Genomic DNA, 18,226 nt, shown 5'->3' with positions numbered 1-18,226 from the left:
GATTATTTTTTATCAGAAGATTTTGAAGCTTTATTATACTCCTTTACTAATGTCAGAGTATGCTTTAAAGAAGTTAAATCCTTCCAATCATCATGACCTGTGATAATAAATTTAGGATTTTTAAATTTCGTTTGTGTTTTTTCAATAGACTTTTCCCATTCTTTTACATCTGCATCGCCCAGATATCCTAAATCTTTTGCCTCTGCACTTTTAATAAAACAACCTCCGTAAAGTACTTTCTCTTTATTAAACCAAACAACAATATTGTCCGGAGCATGACCTTTACCAGGATAATAAACCTGAAAAGTATGTTGTCCTACTGTAAATGTTGTATCATTGGGAATTACAAATTCAGCTCTTTTTTCATTATTTTTTAAAAGAATCTCGTCTGTTAATTTTATTGTATAGGTTTTTATTCCTTTTTGTCTGTAAAATCCTAAACCTCCTGCCCTGTCTTCGTGCGAATGCGTTACAAAATGCATTACCACATCTTTATTGTGTTTTGCTTTTATGCTGTCTAATAATGGCTGGAACTGGGTTTTATCCCAAGGCGCATCAAATAACACAACACCTTTATTAGTAACCAGATACATTGCATTGGCAGAAATCAGAGTTCCTTTGTAATCATGAAACGTTTTATAAACATAAAAGTCACCTGTAAGATGACTTATTTGTAATGGCGAATTCTTAGTTTGTCCAAAACTATTAGAAAAAAGTACTAAGAACAAAAGTATCGATGCTAACTTTCGCATTTTATTTTTATGAAATTAATTCTTCACTCTGGTCCAATATTGTGTTCTTCCCATAATAGAAATCCCTACATAACCACGAAGTTTTAGTTTATCAGCTGAATCCAGTGTGATATAACATTTGTATTTTTTTCCGTTTGTAGGATCTAAAATAGTTCCTCCGCTATATTCATCACCGTCTTTTTTAAGTCCATTAATAATATTTAAACCCATAATAGGTTTGTTTTTATCTGCACCATCACATTTTACACATAAATCTTTTTTATGATCAGCACGAAGTATTTCTACCACTTTACCATATATTTTTCCGGATTTTTCATAAATCTCTACAACTGATTTTGCTTCTCCTGTTTCATCATCAATTGTTTTCCACTTACCAATAACGCTTTGAGCCTGAATTGTGCTTAATGCGAAGAAAAAAACACCAATAGTTAACATCCAATTTTTCATATTATTTCTCTTTTTTTTGTTTTAATTTTCTGATAGAAGCATTCAATTCGAACCCCAAAAGCAGAATCATACAGTTTATCCAAATATAAAACATTAGAATTAATAATGTACCAATTGAACCATAAAGTTCATTGTATTTTGAGAATTTTATAACCCAAATCCCAAAAAAGAACGAAGATATAACAATTAAGATGGTTGTAAAAACAGATCCAATACTAATAAAAGGCACTTTGTTATATTGTTTTGTACCATAACGCAATAATATTGAAGACGTTATCAAAATCATCAAAATCACAAATAAATATCGCCCTAAAATAATCAACGGAATTCGATCGCTCAACACATCCTGAATAATTGTTTTTTGAATAAATACCTCAAAAACAACAATTGTGGCAACAGTTACAAACAGTATTATAGTCATAACCAGCGAAATCGCCAGTGCTACTAAATACTGACTAAAAAATCCACGTTTATCAAAAACATGTTTAGAGGATTCAAACCCGCTTAAGATTCCGTTAATACCATTTGCCATCAAAAATATAGAAAGCAAAAAACCCGATGAAAGCAATCCTGAGTGACTATTGTTTAAGATATCACTAATGATTTTACTAATTGCATCATAGGTATTTGGCGGAACACTTTGCTGCACAAACTGCAAAAAATCTGCCTGAAAATTGTCTATTGGGATAAACGGAATTAAGTTTAAAATAAACAGTGCAAAAGGAAACAAAGCCATAAAAAAGCTAAACGAAACAGCACTTGCATGATACGAAAATGCACCTTCGAGAATACCCATCGTATACATTTCGAGCAAATCGTACAAGGAGAAACCTTCCCGCCAAGGCAGTTTTATTCTCTTTAAAAACCGGGCAAGAGTTCGTATTACAGGAAGCTTTTCAATCCGATCTTCTATCTCTTGAGACATATTTATAATTTTAGATTTAAGAGTTCAGATTTTAGATTTAATCCCAAAACATCAGGATTACATTTACAAACTCATAACGTATAACTCAATTAATAATTAACAATTAATAATTATTTTAAAAAGCCTTTAGACTCAAATCCATGTTGTAAACAGAATGTGTCAAAGCACCTGACGAGATATAATTTACACCACATAAACCATATTCACGAATCGTTTTTTCGTTGATATTTCCAGAAGATTCCGTTTGGCATTTGGTACCAATTAACTCAACTGCCGTTTTTGTGTCTTCATAATTAAAGTTATCAATCAGGATTCTGTGAACGCCGTCACTTAAAAGAATTTCGCGAATTTCATCCAGATTTCTGGCTTCAACAATAATTTTCAAATCCAGATTATTTTCTTTCAAATATTCTTTTGTTTTCTTTATTGCCAAAGTTATTCCGCCGGCAAAATCAATATGATTATCCTTCAGCATTACCATATCATACAAGGCAAAACGGTGGTTCTCGCCTCCTCCTATTTTTACAGCCCATTTTTCTGCAGCTCTAAAATTTGGAGTTGTTTTACGTGTATCTAATATTTTAGCGCCTGTTCCTTCTAAAAGCTGTACATACTGATCTGTTTTTGTAGCAATAGCAGACATACGCTGCATGGTATTCAAAACGACTCTCTCTGATTTTAAAATAGACTGAGAACTTCCTGAAACCTCAAAAACAATATCACCATATTCTACATGCGTTCCATCTTCTATATAAGTCTTGATTTTTAATTTAGGATCTACAAACTCAAAAATCATTTTTGCAAGTGCAACACCCGCAATAATTCCCTGATCTTTTACCAGCAATTTGGCTTGACCGTGAGCAGTTTCAGGAATACACGCCAATGAACTATAATCGCCTGTGCCTATGTCTTCTCGAATTGCGTTGCTAATCAATAGTTGTAATTCGGCTTGAAATTGTACTTCGCTAATCATTTTTATTATATTTTATAAGATGCTAAAGTAGGATATATTTTGTGGATTTGAAAGTTAACCTTCTCCAAAAAAAATCTAAACATTATAAAATTCTTTTTTTTCACCATGAAGATATTAAGAAAAATTAAGCCTTTATTCTTAATGAAACTTAATATCTTAATGGTTTAAATATTTTCTTTTTTGTTAGTATCCAATTAAGAACATTAAATATCTTTGAGGTTCATTCAAACAAAATCATGGGATTAATTAAAGACATTTACTCCGTTACTTTTTACGAAAAATTCAGTCAGGCTGTAGCCGAAGTGCATCCGGATTTCGATAAACAAAAATTTATTGAAACCATATATCAAGGTGATTTTGCCCAAAAAGAATGGAAAGACCGAATGAAACATACAACTGTTGTGTTTCATCAATTTATGCCTGAAAATTTTACCCAAGCCGTTTCTCTAATTGATAAAATCATTGAAAATCTAAAGAAAAATAAGTTTACAGAAGGAAATCTTGCCTTTATATTTTTTGCTGATTATATCGAAATATATGGTTTAGATGATTTTAAAACTTCAGCAAAAGCCTTTGTTTCCATCACACAATTTATTAGCTGTGAGTTTGCCGTTCGTCCTTTTATTTTAAAATATAAAGAAAAAATGATCGACGAAATGACAAAATGGTCTTTGCATGAAAATCATCATGTACGCAGATTATCCAGCGAAGGAAGCCGACCAAGATTACCGTGGGCAATGGCGATTCCGTTCCTGAAAAAAGATCCAACTTCTATATTGCCCATTTTAGAAAACCTGAAAAATGATCCTTCAGAATATGTTCGCCGAAGCGTTGCCAACAACTTAAATGATATCGCAAAAGATAATCCGCAGATTGTGTTAGAAATAGCCAATAAATGGCGCGGAATAAGTCCTGAAACTGACGGAATCATCAAACACGGCGCTCGTACTTTACTAAAACAAGGACATCCTGAAATCCTAAGTCATTATGGATTAGAAAGTACTAATATTGAACTTTCTAATTTTGAAATTAAAACGCCAATAGTCAAAATTGGCGATTATCTTCAGTTTCAATTTCATTTAAATAACAAAAATGAAGAAGCCAAAACGATTCGTTTAGAATACGCCGTTCATTACAAAAAATCAAAAGGACATTTGGCAAAAAAAGTCTTTAAAATCAGTGAGAAAAAATATTTACCCAATCAATTGATTAAAGTCAATCGAAATCAATCTTTCAAGATAATTACAACGCGTGTTTTTCATACCGGAATACATCAATTGTCGATTATCATTAACGGAACTGAAAGTGAGGCTTTGGAATTTGAACTTATTGATTAAACACAAATTCCCGCAGTTTTGTCATTTCGAGGAACGAGAAATCCTCGCAAGTAACTCCGCAACGAGAATCCAATCTTTGTCGAGCTTCTAACGGAGATTTCTCGTTCCTCGAAATGACAAACTACACGGAAATATTGTTATGAAAATGATAGTCCTAGCCCCGATAGAAGTGGAAATCCTTTTGTGGCGGGGTTCGCCACAAAAGATTGAAACGGATAGCGGGATTAGCTCCTGAAAAAAGATTTGGTTTTATTATAGAAATAACAAATAGAACTGCATCAAATAAATGAATTTGAATTATTCCACATTTTCCTTACTTTTATAAATAATACCAAAACAAGTTTTCTTAATCTAAATTAAGTTACAGATTTCTATCACAACTGTAATTTTGTTTTCAAATCAAATCAAAATAACCATGTCAAATATTAGTTTAATTATTGAAGAACGTGCTGCCAATATTGGCAATTTTATGGTAGGGAGATTATTGCCTTTCCGCGAAAAAAGAGCTGTTGGACCTTTTGTGTTTATCGATCATATGGGACCCGCTCATTTAAGTGATCATGAAAACATGGATGTTCCGCCACATCCACATATCGGACTTTCGACTTTGACATTTTTGTTTGAAGGAAGCATCATGCACCGCGATAGTTTAGGAACCGAATTAGAAATAAAGCCCGGCGCCGTAAACTGGATGACTGCAGGAAAAGGAATTGTACATTCTGAGAGAACTCCTGAATATTTAAGACATTCAGATAAAATGCTTCACGGTTTGCAAATTTGGGTAGCATTACCAAAAGAACTGGAACAAATGGATCCCAATTTTACGCATGTAGAAGCAGATGCTATTCCGGCTTGGGAAGAAGATGGTGTTTCGTATAAATTAATTGCCGGAGAAGCTTTTGGAAAAAAATCACCCGTTCCAGTTTATAGTCCGTTATATTTTATAGAAATAAAAAGCACCGAAGCTAAAAAAATAAATATCGGACAGCATTTATTTGGCGAAAGCGGTTTGTATATTCTCGAAGGAAGCATTAAAAGCGGCGAACATGTTTATGATTCCAAACAAATTCTAATTACAAACGACAGCACACTTTGCGAGTTTGAATTAGCCGAAAATTCTACTGTTTACATCTTTGGAGGAACTCCGTTTCCGGAAGAACATTTTATCTTTTGGAATTTTGTTTCCTCAGATAAAGAACTACTCGAAAAAGCCAAAAAAGACTGGACAGAACAAACTTTCCCAAAAGTTCCGGGCGAAACTGAATTTGTGCCTTTACCTCAACCAAGAATTAAATAATATATGGATACTATATCAGCACAAATTGATACTCGCTTGTATCGAACGGAAATAAAATCAGCCAGCGAAAATGTTTTAATTTCAGATGAACCTCAGGAATTGGGCGGCAAAAATTTAGGTCTGAATCCAACAGAACTTTTAGCAGCATCATTAGCTTCCTGCACCGTAATTACTTTGCGAATGTACATAAATCGCAAACAATGGGATGTATCAGAAATCAATGTCAAAATTGATTTTGAAAGAGATTCAGATCGAAATGTATCTTTATTTACAAGAAAAATAGAAGTAATTGGTGAAATCGACGACACACAGAGACAGCGTTTAGAAACTATTGCTAATAGTTGCCCAATTCATAAAGTACTAACACATTCAATCGAAATTAAAACCACATTAATATAACTTATAATGGAAATTCAACAAATAAACGATACAAAAAAAGGCTATTTTGAAGCCATAGAAGACGGAAAAGAAGCTGGAAAAATGACTTATACCTGGGCTGGAGATTCTAAATTTATTATTGACCACACCGAAGTAAGTCCTGATTTTAACGGTAAAGGTGTTGGCAAAAAACTGGTTATGGCAGCCGTAGATTATGCCAGAACAAATAATGTAAAAATTATTCCGCTTTGTCCTTTTGCAAAAAGTGTTTTTGATAAAGTAGAAGAAATTCGTGATGTACTTTCTTAAAGGTACTAAGGTTCTGAATTTTTTTACCGCAAAGTTCGCAAAGAATTACGCAAAGTTCGCAAAGTTTTTTAGACAAAGCTTTGCGAACTTCGCGTTTATATTAAGGTTAGCATATACTAAAACCTTGCGTTCTTTGCGGTAAAAATTCACCTTTCCAAAAATCAATTTTAAAATCTCCTCAAAAACTCTTATATTTGCATGTAATTTAAACTTAGAGTATGACGAGGATAATTACACTTTTCTGTATTTTTATAGCACAAATTGGCTTTTCTCAAACGGCTGAAAACTATTTAGAAAAAATCAGAAATAACGAAGCTCTCTTAACAGCTTTCTTTCAACAAATGCCAAAAGGCGGAGATTTACACCATCATTTTTCAGGATCAGTTTATGCAGAACCTCTTTTAGAAAGAGCGATCGCAGAAGATTTTTATTTGAATCTGGAAACTATGGCGGTTTCTAAAACTAAACCATCAAAAGGAAATTGGCAAACTTTCTCAGCTCTTAAAAACGAAGGAAAACTGGCTTTTTACGAGCAACAAGTCATGCAAACCTGGTCGGTTAAAGATTATAACGGTTCTGTTCCTTCTGATGACCAGTTTTTTGATTCTTTTATGAAATTCGAACCTACTATTCAAGGTCATTTTGCAGAAGGAATGCTAGAATTAAAAAAACGCGCCATTGCCGAAAATGTAAGCTATATCGAAACCCAATTATCAACGATTCCGTGTGACATGAATGTTTCTGACTTAACTGATTTCAATACAAAATTACGTCAGGCTGCAACTCAAAAAGATGAAAAAGCAGTTCTGAAACTTTTAGACGAATTGTATAAATCACTTCAGCAAAAAGATGCAAAAAAATACGCTGCAGATTTCAACACTAATTTCACTGCTAAACTGCACAAAGATTTGAAAATTGACGATGAACGTTTTACAATGCGTTATCAAAATTTTGTCCTTCGTTTTATGGATCCGGTTGATTTATTCAAAAACCTGACAATTGCTTTTATCTCTGCAAACGACAGCAAACTGGTTGCGGGTGTAAACATTGTTTCTCCGGAACATGGCGAAAATTCTATGAAGGATTATTGGTTGCACATGTTAATGTTTAAATATTGCCACTCTAAATATCCTGATGTAAAATACACGCTTCACGCGGGAGAATTAACTTTAGGATTAGTTCAGCCGGAAGATTTAACATGGCATATAAACGATGCTATTTATGTTGCCGGAGCAAACAGAATTGGTCACGGAGTCGATATCGCTTACGAAGCAAATTCATATGATTTGTTGCGTTATATGGCAAAAAACAATATCCCAATCGAGATCAACTTGACGAGCAATGAATTTATTCTGAAAGTAAAAGAAAACAGACATCCGTTTACGCTTTACAAAGAATTTAATGTGCCAATCATTATTAGTACAGACGACGCCGGAATCTTAAGAACAAATATGACGGAACAATATGTTTTATTAGCCAAAAGATATCCTGATGTTTCGTATGCAACGATAAAACAATATGTTTACAACGGTATTAATTATAGTTTTATTCAGGATGTATCAGTAAAAAAACAATTACTAAAAGATTTAGATGCAAGATTTAAAACTTTTGAAGATAAATTTGCTAAGAACTAGAATGTTTAATCGTTGCGAAGATTGCACGCTGACTTAAACGGATTGAACAGATTAACGCAGATTTTTTGTTTCTGAATACTTAAAATAAAATCTCGAGCAGATAAAAAATTATAATTATGATTTTAGAAGCCGTATTTCTTTATGTAAAACCAAATTTGCTAACTCAATTTGAAGTTGATTTTGCAAAAGCAAGTCAATACATTTCGTCTATTGATGGCTATTTAGGACATCGCTTAGAAAAATGTATTGAAGTCGAAAATAAATATCTTTTATTAGTAGATTGGAATACGCTTGAAGATCATACAGTAGGTTTTAGAACTTCTGAAGCTTATCTGGAATGGAAAAAGATGCTCCATCATTATTATGAACCATTTCCAGTTGTAGAGCATTTTGAAACTGTTTTTGAGAATAAAAAATAGCCCACGGGTTTTACAGATTGAACGGGTTTACACTGATTTTAACTTTTAATTTGTGATAATTCGTGCAATTCGTGGCAAAAAAAACATACAAATGAATATCAAACTTATCGCCATTGGCAAAACAGATAATAAATCGCTTCAAACTTTGATTGACGATTATACCAAACGTTTATCGTTTTACATCAAATTTGATCTGGAGATTATTCCGGATATCAAAAACGTAAAAAATTTATCTGAAAGTCAGCAAAAAGAAAAAGAAGGCGAATTGATTCTCTCCAAACTAACGCCAACAGATCAATTGATTTTATTGGATGAAAACGGAAAAAACTTTTCAAGTGTTGGCTTTTCTGAAGAATTGCAAAAGAAAATGAATTCCGGAATCAAAACTCTTGTTTTTGTAATTGGTGGTCCTTACGGATTCTCAGATACGGTTTACAGCAAAGCACAAGGTAAAATTTCTCTTTCGCTAATGACGTTTTCGCATCAAATGGTTCGTTTATTTTTTATCGAACAATTGTATCGTGGTTTTACGATTTTAAGAAATGAACCTTATCATCATCAATAGAGGACAGTATTCAGTCTCAGTTTTTAGTATTCAGTTTACAGTATTCAGTTTTAGAAGATAAATTCTACCGGAAGTTTATCAAGATTGTAAGTCACATATTTTTGCAGTACAATTTTATGTTGGATATATTCTTCATAACTCATGTCTTTATCAAATAAGAATACTAAATCTGGTACTTTGTCAAACTTGATACTGTAAAAATATTTTAGTATTTCTGCTGTTTTTATCTCCCTATTTCCCATGAAAACCTGTTTTTTTCCTTTTCTAAAATAAAAGACAAAATTTCTTCTATTAGGTTTTTCCATTTTATAATACACTTTCGTGAAAGGTAAAAAGGCTAAATTCTTCCCGACAGAATCTGCGTAGGAATAATAATTTTCGGAACTTTCGTTTTTGTGGGCGCTATCAGCACGTTTTTTCTCCTGAAGTTTCATTACTTCCGGAATTACCAGTCTTAAAGGCAAACGTTTGTCAATATTCAAAATCCAATTGGTAGAAATAATGCTATTTTTTCTGTTTACATCTGCAATGGTATCTTTTCCCTCTGTTTTAAAGAAAATGTAAATTAGCGAATGATCCTGAACGTCTTTCACAATAGAAACATTTGATTTTGGAAGTAAAACGTCTTCTTTTTTTTCACATGAAAAAAGAAGAAAAGCGATAATTAGAGTAAAGTATTTCATTATTTTATTTATTATTTTTTGTACGCGGTTTGTCATTCGACGAAGGAGAAATCTTCGCAAGTAGCTCCGCAACGAGAATACAATCTGTGTCGATCTGGCAACGAAGATTTCTCCTTCGTCGAAATGACAAATCTGTGCGTTCAGTTTATTATTATTTTTATCCTACATGTCATTTCGACCAAAGGGAGAAATCTTCGCAAGTCGCTCTGCAACGAGAATACAATCTGTGTCGATCTGGCAACGAAGATTTCTCCTTCGTCGAAATGACAAATCTGTGCGTTCAGTTTATTATTATTTTATGCTGCATGTCATTCCCACCGAAGGGAGAAATCACACTAGAAACTCCGCAAAGAAGATCGCTAATCTATGTCGATTTTCGAGTGTGATTTCTCCCTTCGGTCGAAATGACAAATCTATCGTTTACATATTATTCAAATTCATTTTCTCAAACAAAGTAACACATTCCACCGCTTCTTTTACATCATGAACCCGAAGAATCTTCGCCCCTTTTGTCAATGAAATTGTATTGAGAACTGTTGTTCCGTTTAAAGCTTCTTGTGCTGTATTATTTAAGGTTTTATAAATCATTGATTTTCTCGAAACACCGGCTAAAACAGGTAAATCTAATAAATTAAAAAGTTCCATTTTTTGTAAAACTTCATAATTCTGATTAGTTGTTTTGGCAAATCCGAAACCCGGATCAAGGATTAAATCATTGATTCCAAAACTTGTTGCTTTATTTACTTTTTCAGAAAAATAGAAAAGCATTTCTTTTACAATATCCTCATATTGCGTCAAACTTTGCATCGTTTGCGGATTTCCGCGCATGTGCATCATAATGTACGGAACATTATATTGGGCGATAACTTCAAACATTTTATCATCCAGTTCTCCAGCTGCAATATCGTTTATAATCGCTGCACCGCTTTCTATACTTGCTTTTGCAACCTCAGCCCTAAAAGTATCGATTGATAATATAGTTTTAGGGAAATGCTTTAAAATCAATTCTATTGCCGGAACAATTCGGTCAATTTCTTCTTGTTCAGTAACAAACTCGGCACTTGGTTTACTCGAATAAGCACCAATATCTATAAATGTCGCACCTTCAGACAGCATTTTATCTACTTGTGAGATAATTTCATCTTCATTTTTATACTTTCCTCCATCAAAGAAAGAATTTGGCGTAACATTCAAAATTCCCATTACTTTAGGAATCGACAAATCTATAAGTTGACCTTTGCAGTTAATTTGCATTTTTTTATTTTGTTTCAAGTTTTATTTGTTTCAAGTTTCAAGTTGACTCAGATTACACGAGTTTCAAAACTTGTAACCTGAAACTTTTCACATTATATCCTGGTTTCAAATTATTGTCATTAACACTTTGTTTAGAAAAAACTTGAAACAAAGAAAACCTTAAACTTGAAACTCTTTATTATTATCCTTATTTTTGAAGAAATTTTAGCAAATATACAGCAATAAATGAAGAATACTTCCCTTGAATATGATAATGTAATTACGGTTTGCCGTACTTTATTTATCAATAAAATGAAAGATTATGGTAGTGCCTGGCGTATTTTGAGACTGCCGTCATTGACTGATCAAATTTTCATAAAAGCGCAACGAATCAGAAGCTTACAAGAAACCGAAATCCGTAAAGTTGATGAAGATGAAAAAGGAGAATTTATCGCCATCATCAATTATTCTATTATGGCTTTGATTCAGTTAGAATTGGGCGTTGTTGATCAACCGGATCTTGATGTAGAAAAAGCAACCGAATTATATGATGCTAAAATCAAATTAACAAAGGAGTTAATGGAAGCTAAAAACCATGATTATGGTGAGGCATGGCGTGATATGCGCGTAAGTTCATTGACAGATTTGATTCTGCAAAAGCTGCTTCGAGTAAAACAAATTGAAGATAATAAAGGAAAAACTTTAGTGTCTGAAGGTATTGATGCCAATTATCAGGATATGATTAATTACTCTGTTTTTGCTCTAATCCTTGAACCTATTAACTAAATATCTAAGTTACGAAAGCATGAATAATTCACGCTAACTTAAAAATTCGTTGCAAAAAAATAAGAAAACATGAAAAACATCATTACTCAATTCTCAAGATTATTTGTTGGAGTATTATTTATCATTTCGGGATTAATAAAACTAAATGACCCGGTTGGATTCTCATACAAATTAGCCGAATATTTTAGCGAACCGGTTTTTAATATGCCTTTCTTAGAGCCATTGGCTTTAGGATTAGCGATCTTTTTAGTAATTCTTGAAGTAGTTCTAGGCGTAATGTTATTGGTAGGTTACAAATCAAAACTAACGATTTGGGCTTTATTACTTTTAATAGTTTTCTTTACGTTCCTTACTTTCTACTCGGCTTATTTTGATGTCGTAAAAGATTGCGGATGTTTTGGAGACGCTTTACACTTAACACCTTGGCAATCATTTACAAAAGACATTGTATTGCTATTCTTTATTTTGATTTTATTCATCAATAAAAAATTAGTAAACCCTTTATTTTCAAGCGCTGTTACCAATATCATTACTTATGCAAGTGTTGTATTGTGCATTTTTATGGCAGTTTGGGTTTTAAATCACAATCCTATAAAAGACTTCCGTCCTTATAAAGTAGGAACAAACATCGAGAAAGGAATGGAAATTCCGGAAGGAGCTCCAAAATCTGTAGTAGAAATGATTTTTATCTATAAAGTAAATGGTGTTGATAAAGAATTTACAGAAAAAGATTTGGCAAATATTCCTGAAGGAGCCAAGTTTGTTGATAGAAAAGACAAAGTAATTACAGAAGGTTATGTACCGCCAATTCACGATTTTACAATGGTAAAAGATGATTCTGACTATAAGGAGGAATTATTAAAAGAACCAAAATTATTAGTTTTTGTAACCTATGATTTGGCTTTATCTAATCCTGACGGAATGAAAAAACTGGAAGGTTTAAGCAAAGAGGCTAAAGCAAAAGGATATAAAGTGATTGCAATGACTGCATCAGGAGCTGAAGAAATTACAAAAGCGAAGAAACAATATGGTTTAGATATTGATTTCTATTTTTGCGATGCAACGGCTTTAAAAACTGTTGAAAGAGCAAATCCTAGTATTGTAGCAATACAAAACGGGACTATAATTCAAAAAGTACATTACAACGATATTAAGGATTTGAAATTGTAAAATCTCACTTTAAAATTCAAAAATCGGTAAATTATAGTGCTATAATTTACCGATTTTTTTTACCCAAATCTGACGTTTTTTTTGCTTCTAAAATTCCTTCTTCAATAAAAAAAAGGGTGTTTTTTTCTCTTTAACAAAATCCATTTACTGAAATTCATTAAAAAATCAGGTTTTTCAAACCTACTATTACGATTTCATTCGGCTTTTTCTAACCGAAATTTCCAGATTTGTGATAAAATAAAGGTGTCTTCAAATTTTGTTAATCTCCATTTCTCATTCGATTTGTTTGTTTAACTTTGTTCGGGATCTTTTATTTTATGAAATCAATATGAATTTAAACCATAAAAATTATCAGATCTAAAGATGATTTAAATCCAAATTAAAAAAAGCAAATATTATCTACGTATGAAACAAATAGCCTTAATCGTTATTGCATTTATTACATTTTCATGTTCACAGGCTCAGAAAACAAGTTTTTCTAAAGAAGCATTATCAGAAAAATTATTAACTATTGACGGAGGTCAGACTTCTTTCAAGAATATTTTAAAGAAATATAAAGGTAAAACTTTGGTTATCGAAGTTTGGGCTTCCTGGTGTGGTGATTGTGTAAAAGCAATGCCAAAACTAAAAGAATTACAAGCTAACAATCCTGATGTATCTTACTTATTTCTTTCTGCAGATAAAACTGCTGACAAATGGAAAGCAGGAATTGAGAAACACGAACTAAAAGGCGATCATTTTATGATGAATGATGGTATGAAAGGTGTTTTTGGAAAAGCAATTGATCTGGATTGGATTCCAAGATATATCATCGTTGACAAAACAGGTAAAATTGTATTGTACCGCGCCATAGAAACTGATTTTGATAAAATCAGTGAAACGCTTAAAAGTTTAAAATAATACCCGATCACAATAGCACTATTGGATTCAATAGTACCACAACAAAAAACAAAAAAAGAATAAAATAAAAACTACCAAAATGAGAAAAAAGATTGTTGCAGGAAACTGGAAAATGCATAAAAACGCAGCTCAAACTGAAGAATTATTAAGCGAATTAATTACTAAAATACCAGCTCATACTACAGCTCAGGTAATTGTTGCTCCAACATTTGTAAACTTACAAGCAGCTGTTGCTAAAGTTAAAAACACAACTATTAGTGTTGCTGCTCAAAACGTTCACCAAGCTGAAGGCGGAGCTTTTACAGGAGAAATTTCTGCAGATATGTTAACTAGTATTGGTGTAAACACCGTAATTCTTGGTCACTCTGAGCGTAGAGCTATTTTTCACGAAACTGACGCTTTAATCGCTAATAAAGTAGATACTGCATTGAAACATGACTTAACTGTAATTTTCTGTTTTGGAGAAGAATTAAAAGACCGTCAATCAGGAAATCACTTTAATATTGTTGAAAACCAATTGCGTGACGGATTATTCCAGATTGCAAAAGAATCATGGTCTAAAGTTGTTTTAGCTTATGAGCCTGTTTGGGCTATTGGAACTGGAGAAACTGCTTCACCGGAACAAGCACAGGAAATGCACGAATTTATCAGAGAAGTTGTTCGTAAAGCTTACGGAGCTGAAATCGCTGACGAAGTTTCTATTTTATACGGTGGTTCTGTTAAACCGGACAATGCTAAAGAAATCTTTGGTAAACCAGACGTAGACGGTGGTTTAATTGGAGGTGCTGCTTTAAAAGCAGATGACTTTTTAGCAATTGTAACAGCTATCTAATTTTTAGATTTTAGATTTTGAAATCCCTAGATAAAAAAAGCGTTCGCTATGCGAACGCTTTTTTTATGTCTCTATCTTTTCTCTTGCGTCTTGCATCTTTTCACTTCTCATAAAAACCTAGTTGATAAACGAATGCAATAAAGGGCAATTGTACTTTTTAAACGTTCCGGTTGTTTTATAAACCGAGTAGAAATTGACCAGCTCCTGCCCTGCTTTAAACGGATTTTTTTCTTCTTCTTCAGCCGAAACAATATTAGCGTAGTGGTTGTAATAATTACATTCAAAAATCATTAAACTTGCCATTGCTTTTTCGTTATTGTTTTTAGACATTTTCAAGGCTTTTTCGTAATACATTTTCGCCATTGTCAAGCTGTAATAATTACCTTTTTGATACGTTTTCTCAAGTTCAGAATTGTCTCCGTAAACATAATCTACATACGATTCTCCTGATGTCCAGTCGTATGCAACCATCATCCAGGAATTTCCTAAATACGAAACATTAAAATAAGCATGGGCCAATTGCAAATTACTTGCTGCTGTATTTTGTTTCTTAAGCTGAATAAGTTTAGCAATAAAATCGGCTTTGTTAAAGCGATAATCAAATTTGCGTTCTTTGTCTTTTTGCAGGATTTTAGGCGTAAAAGGATTTTCGTTTAAATAATCTGCAAACGCATAATTCTTTTCCCAGAAATCTTTTGGCATAGACGAAAAGGTTTCATAAGCCAGTTCTAAATTGTTATTCCTAAAAGCAATTGTACCTTTCAGGTCTTTGTAATAATTTATATTTGGTGCAATTGTTCCGGAACAAATGTATTTTTCAAAAGGAATTTTATCTTCTTTTTGCTGCAAAGCCATCAATCGATCGATATCATCTACAGTTGCAGAACGGTCAAAATAACCTATATAATTATAAAAATAAGGATTATTGTAAGAAGCATATTCTCCGTCATTTTTAGCGTCTGATTTCATCATTAACAAGCCTGATGTAACACGATCACCTTTTTTATAGAAATCTGCACTGGCTATGCGATACAAACTATAAAGATTCTTAAACAATCCGTGATCTGTTTCTACCAGATTCTCAACCGAATCGAAGTACTTGAAAAGTTGGTTTTGAACTTTCTCGCTTTTCAAATCATCTTGTTTTAATGATACTAAAGCCAACTGAATATTTTTTTGCATTTGTATCGATGCATTCGCTTTATCAGAAATCATATTGGTATATTTTTTCCCTGATTCAATATCATCATCAATAAAACAAAGCTGTGCAATTGCTGCCGTGATATACTCTTTTTGCTCACCTGAAGTTTGTTCCCTGATAGAAATCAGAAAATATTCGAGTTCTCTTAAATATAAAATATCTTTATTTAGATTTTCATCTCTTGCTTTTGCATAATCTCCGTACCAATCTGTGCCTTCAAATACTACAGATGGAGTACCATTATTGGTGTATTGAGGTGTAAAAATCCAATCTTCGAGTTTGTTGATTTCCCTTCCAATTAAAAAACTCAAATTAATACTATTGGGACTTAGTTTATAAACCTCTTCGATTGTTTTTAAATCCGGCGAAGGATTACGAAAACTTTCAATAGAAAGAATCACGCTTCGTTCTTCGTCATTTTGAGCCAAAGTCAAAGTTTCTTCGGTTAATTTCCAATTATAATGCTGTAAAACGGCAAAAGATTTTTCTTCGCAAGCAGCAAAAACTTTACTCAATAAATAATTTTGTAAAGGCAAATTATCAATACACAAAGCTTTATAATACAAAGCCCACGGTTCTAAAATGGTATTTTTATTTTCAGTAAAATAAGTGTCGTATAAACGAATTACTTCATTTTTATCCTGAACGTAAAAACTATATCTTAAAACTAAAAATGCATATCGCTGTTTCAAAAAAGGATCTTTGGCTGAATTAATTTTCTTTTCAAAATCATTCACATCGGCCAGTTTATGATCTTTGCTTCCGTAACCAACTTGTCCCCAAGATTCCCATTTTACATCAATATTACTATTGTATTCCAGCTTTTTAGCAAACAAAATGTAGTTTAGAAAAGCTTTATTTTTGGATAATAACAAAGCATCAATAAAAGTATTTTTAGCGAATAACTTTTTTAATGTTTTAGATTCAAAAGCATTTTCAAATTGTTCAGAATCTGTTTCATACAAAATAGTATGAACATCTTTTGGATCGACTGTATTGCCTAATTTTTTCTTCCATTCCTGGCAATTTAATTCCTGGTCAACGCCAGAAACAGTATTGGTAGAATAGTAATAATCTGCTGAATAATAAAATGGTGTCAACTTAAAAAAACCTTCTCTTTGTGCTTTAAACAAAGCTAACCGACTCGTTTCTGGCGAAACACTCCAACCACAGGCAAAAGATACCTGAAAGCTCAATGCTAAAAGTAAACTACTAAAAACGCGCATAATAACTGGATATATTTTGGGTTCCATAATCATTGATATATTTTTTATCAAAGGAGAAAAATGTGACTTTGGTTTGGTTATCAATCTTAATTTTGCTTGTTATAATCGAAATCATTTTCTCAAGTTCTCCTTCAGAAATTTTTTCGATCCTGATTTCATCTCCGTTTCTTAAATAAGTTTGTCCTATCAAAACATCATCTTGCAGAATATATTTGCAGTCTGATGTTTTCTTCAGTTTAATACTGTCATTTCTTAGCTGATCATAGTCTGATAAAATCCCCTTAAACTGATTTCCTCGAAAAACTACTGCCCAACTATAAAGCGGTAAAGCAATATCAAGTTTTATTTTGTATTTATCGTGTGTAATATATTGCGCTAATTCTTCGCTGGTTCCTATTGAGTTTTTGGTGCTAAAATCCTCTGGTTTATTCAAATTATAACACATCAACAAGCCTTTATCGACTGGCGGAACTCCTGCTTTTTCAGCATATTTATATTGCCAAAGTCTGATTGTTGCAGAAACCTGCGCAGTTGGAAATCCTTTTTTGATTTGTTTTAAAAGATAAAAATAATTGTCTTTCGATTTTTCTGTCCAGTCACAATCAACAAGAATTTCTTTAAAATCAACTTTTAGTTTCGCCAGTTCAATTGATTTTACTGAGTCATAGTTGATGCGTTTGTAGTTTTCCTGCTTGTAATAATCCTTTGGGTATACAATTGCATTCGCGATTTTATCTGCTTTTGTTTCATTTAATCTCACACCAATTTGCTGTACGCGTTTTGCAATTCTTATTGCCAGACTGTCCAGTTGTTTTTTATTAGATTGCAAAACAACTTCATTCGTTATAAAAACACTTGGCGTTATTTCAGGATTGCTTTCATTTAATCTGATATCATTAATTGTTGCAACTGGCAGAGGTTCTTTGGCATACGGATTCCAATCGATATCAAAAAAACGAACATACATATGTTGTACTTTCAAATTATTAAGCAGTGAATCTTCTTCTTTTTGAAAATACAAATCAGTTTTCCAATAACAAAATGATCTTACTACTTCATGTTCCTTCTCACAAGTTGCTCCATTAAGTACCACAAAGAGCAAAATAAAAATGATATTCTTCATATTTTAAAAATCCTTACAAATTCAAATCAAAATTAA

19 protein-coding genes are annotated in these 18,226 nt (G+C 32.5%); 11 read left to right on the top strand and 8 right to left on the bottom strand.

What is annotated here, in order from left to right; all coding sequences use genetic code 11:
- Positions 1–2: 2 nt before the first annotated feature.
- The 4 genes from bla-B1-FLAV to nadC all read right to left on the bottom strand — a co-directional run bounded on the left by bla-B1-FLAV (position 3) and on the right by nadC (position 3,097).
- Complete coding sequence (bla-B1-FLAV, locus tag ASF10_RS16555; RefSeq protein WP_056251279.1) at positions 3–752, bottom strand: subclass B1 metallo-beta-lactamase; 750 nt, start codon at positions 750–752, stop codon at positions 3–5.
- 15 nt (positions 753–767) lie between these two features.
- Positions 768–1,199, bottom strand: a complete 432-nt coding sequence (locus tag ASF10_RS16550; RefSeq protein WP_056251275.1) for a DUF2147 domain-containing protein — start codon at positions 1,197–1,199, stop codon at positions 768–770.
- A gap of 1 nt (position 1,200) precedes the next feature.
- Positions 1,201–2,124: a YihY/virulence factor BrkB family protein gene (locus tag ASF10_RS16545; protein WP_056251273.1), complete on the bottom strand. Its 924-nt coding sequence runs from the start codon at positions 2,122–2,124 to the stop codon at positions 1,201–1,203.
- Between the two features lie 115 nt (positions 2,125–2,239).
- Positions 2,240–3,097, bottom strand: coding sequence for a carboxylating nicotinate-nucleotide diphosphorylase (gene nadC / locus ASF10_RS16540; RefSeq protein ID WP_056251270.1), 858 nt, complete (start codon positions 3,095–3,097; stop codon positions 2,240–2,242).
- 236 nt (positions 3,098–3,333) lie between these two features.
- On the opposite strand from nadC, the gene ASF10_RS16535 reads away from it, so the two are divergent.
- The 7 genes from ASF10_RS16535 to rlmH all read left to right on the top strand — a co-directional run bounded on the left by ASF10_RS16535 (position 3,334) and on the right by rlmH (position 9,036).
- Positions 3,334–4,434, top strand: a complete 1,101-nt coding sequence (locus ASF10_RS16535) for a DNA alkylation repair protein (protein WP_056251267.1) — start codon at positions 3,334–3,336, stop codon at positions 4,432–4,434.
- A gap of 415 nt (positions 4,435–4,849) precedes the next feature.
- A complete protein-coding gene (locus ASF10_RS16530; RefSeq protein WP_056251264.1) occupies positions 4,850–5,731 on the top strand; it encodes a pirin family protein in 882 nt (293 codons plus the stop codon).
- Positions 5,732–5,734: 3 nt separating this feature from the next.
- Entirely contained in the window at positions 5,735–6,130 is a 396-nt protein-coding gene (locus ASF10_RS16525) for an OsmC family protein (RefSeq protein ID WP_056251261.1), read from the top strand.
- Between the two features lie 6 nt (positions 6,131–6,136).
- Complete coding sequence (locus ASF10_RS16520) at positions 6,137–6,418, top strand: GNAT family N-acetyltransferase (RefSeq protein WP_053473470.1); 282 nt, start codon at positions 6,137–6,139, stop codon at positions 6,416–6,418.
- A gap of 218 nt (positions 6,419–6,636) precedes the next feature.
- Positions 6,637–8,052, top strand: coding sequence for an adenosine deaminase (locus tag ASF10_RS16515; RefSeq protein ID WP_056251259.1), 1,416 nt, complete (start codon positions 6,637–6,639; stop codon positions 8,050–8,052).
- A gap of 116 nt (positions 8,053–8,168) precedes the next feature.
- Positions 8,169–8,471: an antibiotic biosynthesis monooxygenase family protein gene (locus ASF10_RS16510; RefSeq protein ID WP_056251255.1), complete on the top strand. Its 303-nt coding sequence runs from the start codon at positions 8,169–8,171 to the stop codon at positions 8,469–8,471.
- A gap of 91 nt (positions 8,472–8,562) precedes the next feature.
- A complete protein-coding gene (gene rlmH, locus ASF10_RS16505; RefSeq protein WP_029269532.1) occupies positions 8,563–9,036 on the top strand; it encodes a 23S rRNA (pseudouridine(1915)-N(3))-methyltransferase RlmH in 474 nt (157 codons plus the stop codon).
- Between the two features lie 50 nt (positions 9,037–9,086).
- Here the strand turns inward: rlmH and ASF10_RS16500 are convergent, their stop codons facing one another.
- Both ASF10_RS16500 and folP read right to left on the bottom strand, forming a co-directional pair.
- Entirely contained in the window at positions 9,087–9,719 is a 633-nt protein-coding gene (locus ASF10_RS16500) for a hypothetical protein (RefSeq protein ID WP_056252225.1), read from the bottom strand.
- A gap of 420 nt (positions 9,720–10,139) precedes the next feature.
- The gene (folP, locus tag ASF10_RS16495; protein WP_056252222.1) at positions 10,140–10,973 is read right to left on the bottom strand and encodes a dihydropteroate synthase; all 834 of its coding nucleotides are present in this window, start codon (positions 10,971–10,973) and stop codon (positions 10,140–10,142) included.
- 225 nt (positions 10,974–11,198) lie between these two features.
- On the opposite strand from folP, the gene ASF10_RS16490 reads away from it, so the two are divergent.
- From ASF10_RS16490 to tpiA, 4 genes are all read left to right on the top strand, one after another.
- Entirely contained in the window at positions 11,199–11,738 is a 540-nt protein-coding gene (locus tag ASF10_RS16490; RefSeq protein WP_056251253.1) for a DUF1599 domain-containing protein, read from the top strand.
- 69 nt (positions 11,739–11,807) lie between these two features.
- On the top strand, positions 11,808–12,908 hold the full coding sequence (locus ASF10_RS16485; protein WP_056251249.1) for a BT_3928 family protein: 1,101 nt from the start codon (positions 11,808–11,810) through the stop codon (positions 12,906–12,908).
- A gap of 405 nt (positions 12,909–13,313) precedes the next feature.
- Positions 13,314–13,808: a TlpA family protein disulfide reductase gene (locus ASF10_RS16480; RefSeq protein WP_056251246.1), complete on the top strand. Its 495-nt coding sequence runs from the start codon at positions 13,314–13,316 to the stop codon at positions 13,806–13,808.
- A 79-nt stretch (positions 13,809–13,887) separates the two neighbouring features.
- Positions 13,888–14,640, top strand: coding sequence for a triose-phosphate isomerase (gene tpiA / locus ASF10_RS16475; RefSeq protein WP_056251244.1), 753 nt, complete (start codon positions 13,888–13,890; stop codon positions 14,638–14,640).
- A 117-nt stretch (positions 14,641–14,757) separates the two neighbouring features.
- Here the strand turns inward: tpiA and ASF10_RS16470 are convergent, their stop codons facing one another.
- Both ASF10_RS16470 and ASF10_RS16465 read right to left on the bottom strand, forming a co-directional pair.
- A complete protein-coding gene (locus ASF10_RS16470) occupies positions 14,758–17,094 on the bottom strand; it encodes a hypothetical protein (protein WP_056251242.1) in 2,337 nt (778 codons plus the stop codon).
- The gene (locus ASF10_RS16465) at positions 17,054–18,190 is read right to left on the bottom strand and encodes a hypothetical protein (protein ID WP_056251239.1); all 1,137 of its coding nucleotides are present in this window, start codon (positions 18,188–18,190) and stop codon (positions 17,054–17,056) included. The genes ASF10_RS16470 and ASF10_RS16465 overlap by 41 nt, the downstream gene beginning before the upstream one ends.
- Positions 18,191–18,226: the final 36 nt, after the last annotated feature.

The sequence above is a fragment of the Flavobacterium sp. Leaf82 genome (genome assembly GCF_001422725.1).
GTDB lineage: Bacteria > Bacteroidota > Bacteroidia > Flavobacteriales > Flavobacteriaceae > Flavobacterium.
The sequence above is the reverse complement of the archived record's forward strand: the minus strand, read 5'-3'. Positions and strand labels throughout refer to the sequence as shown.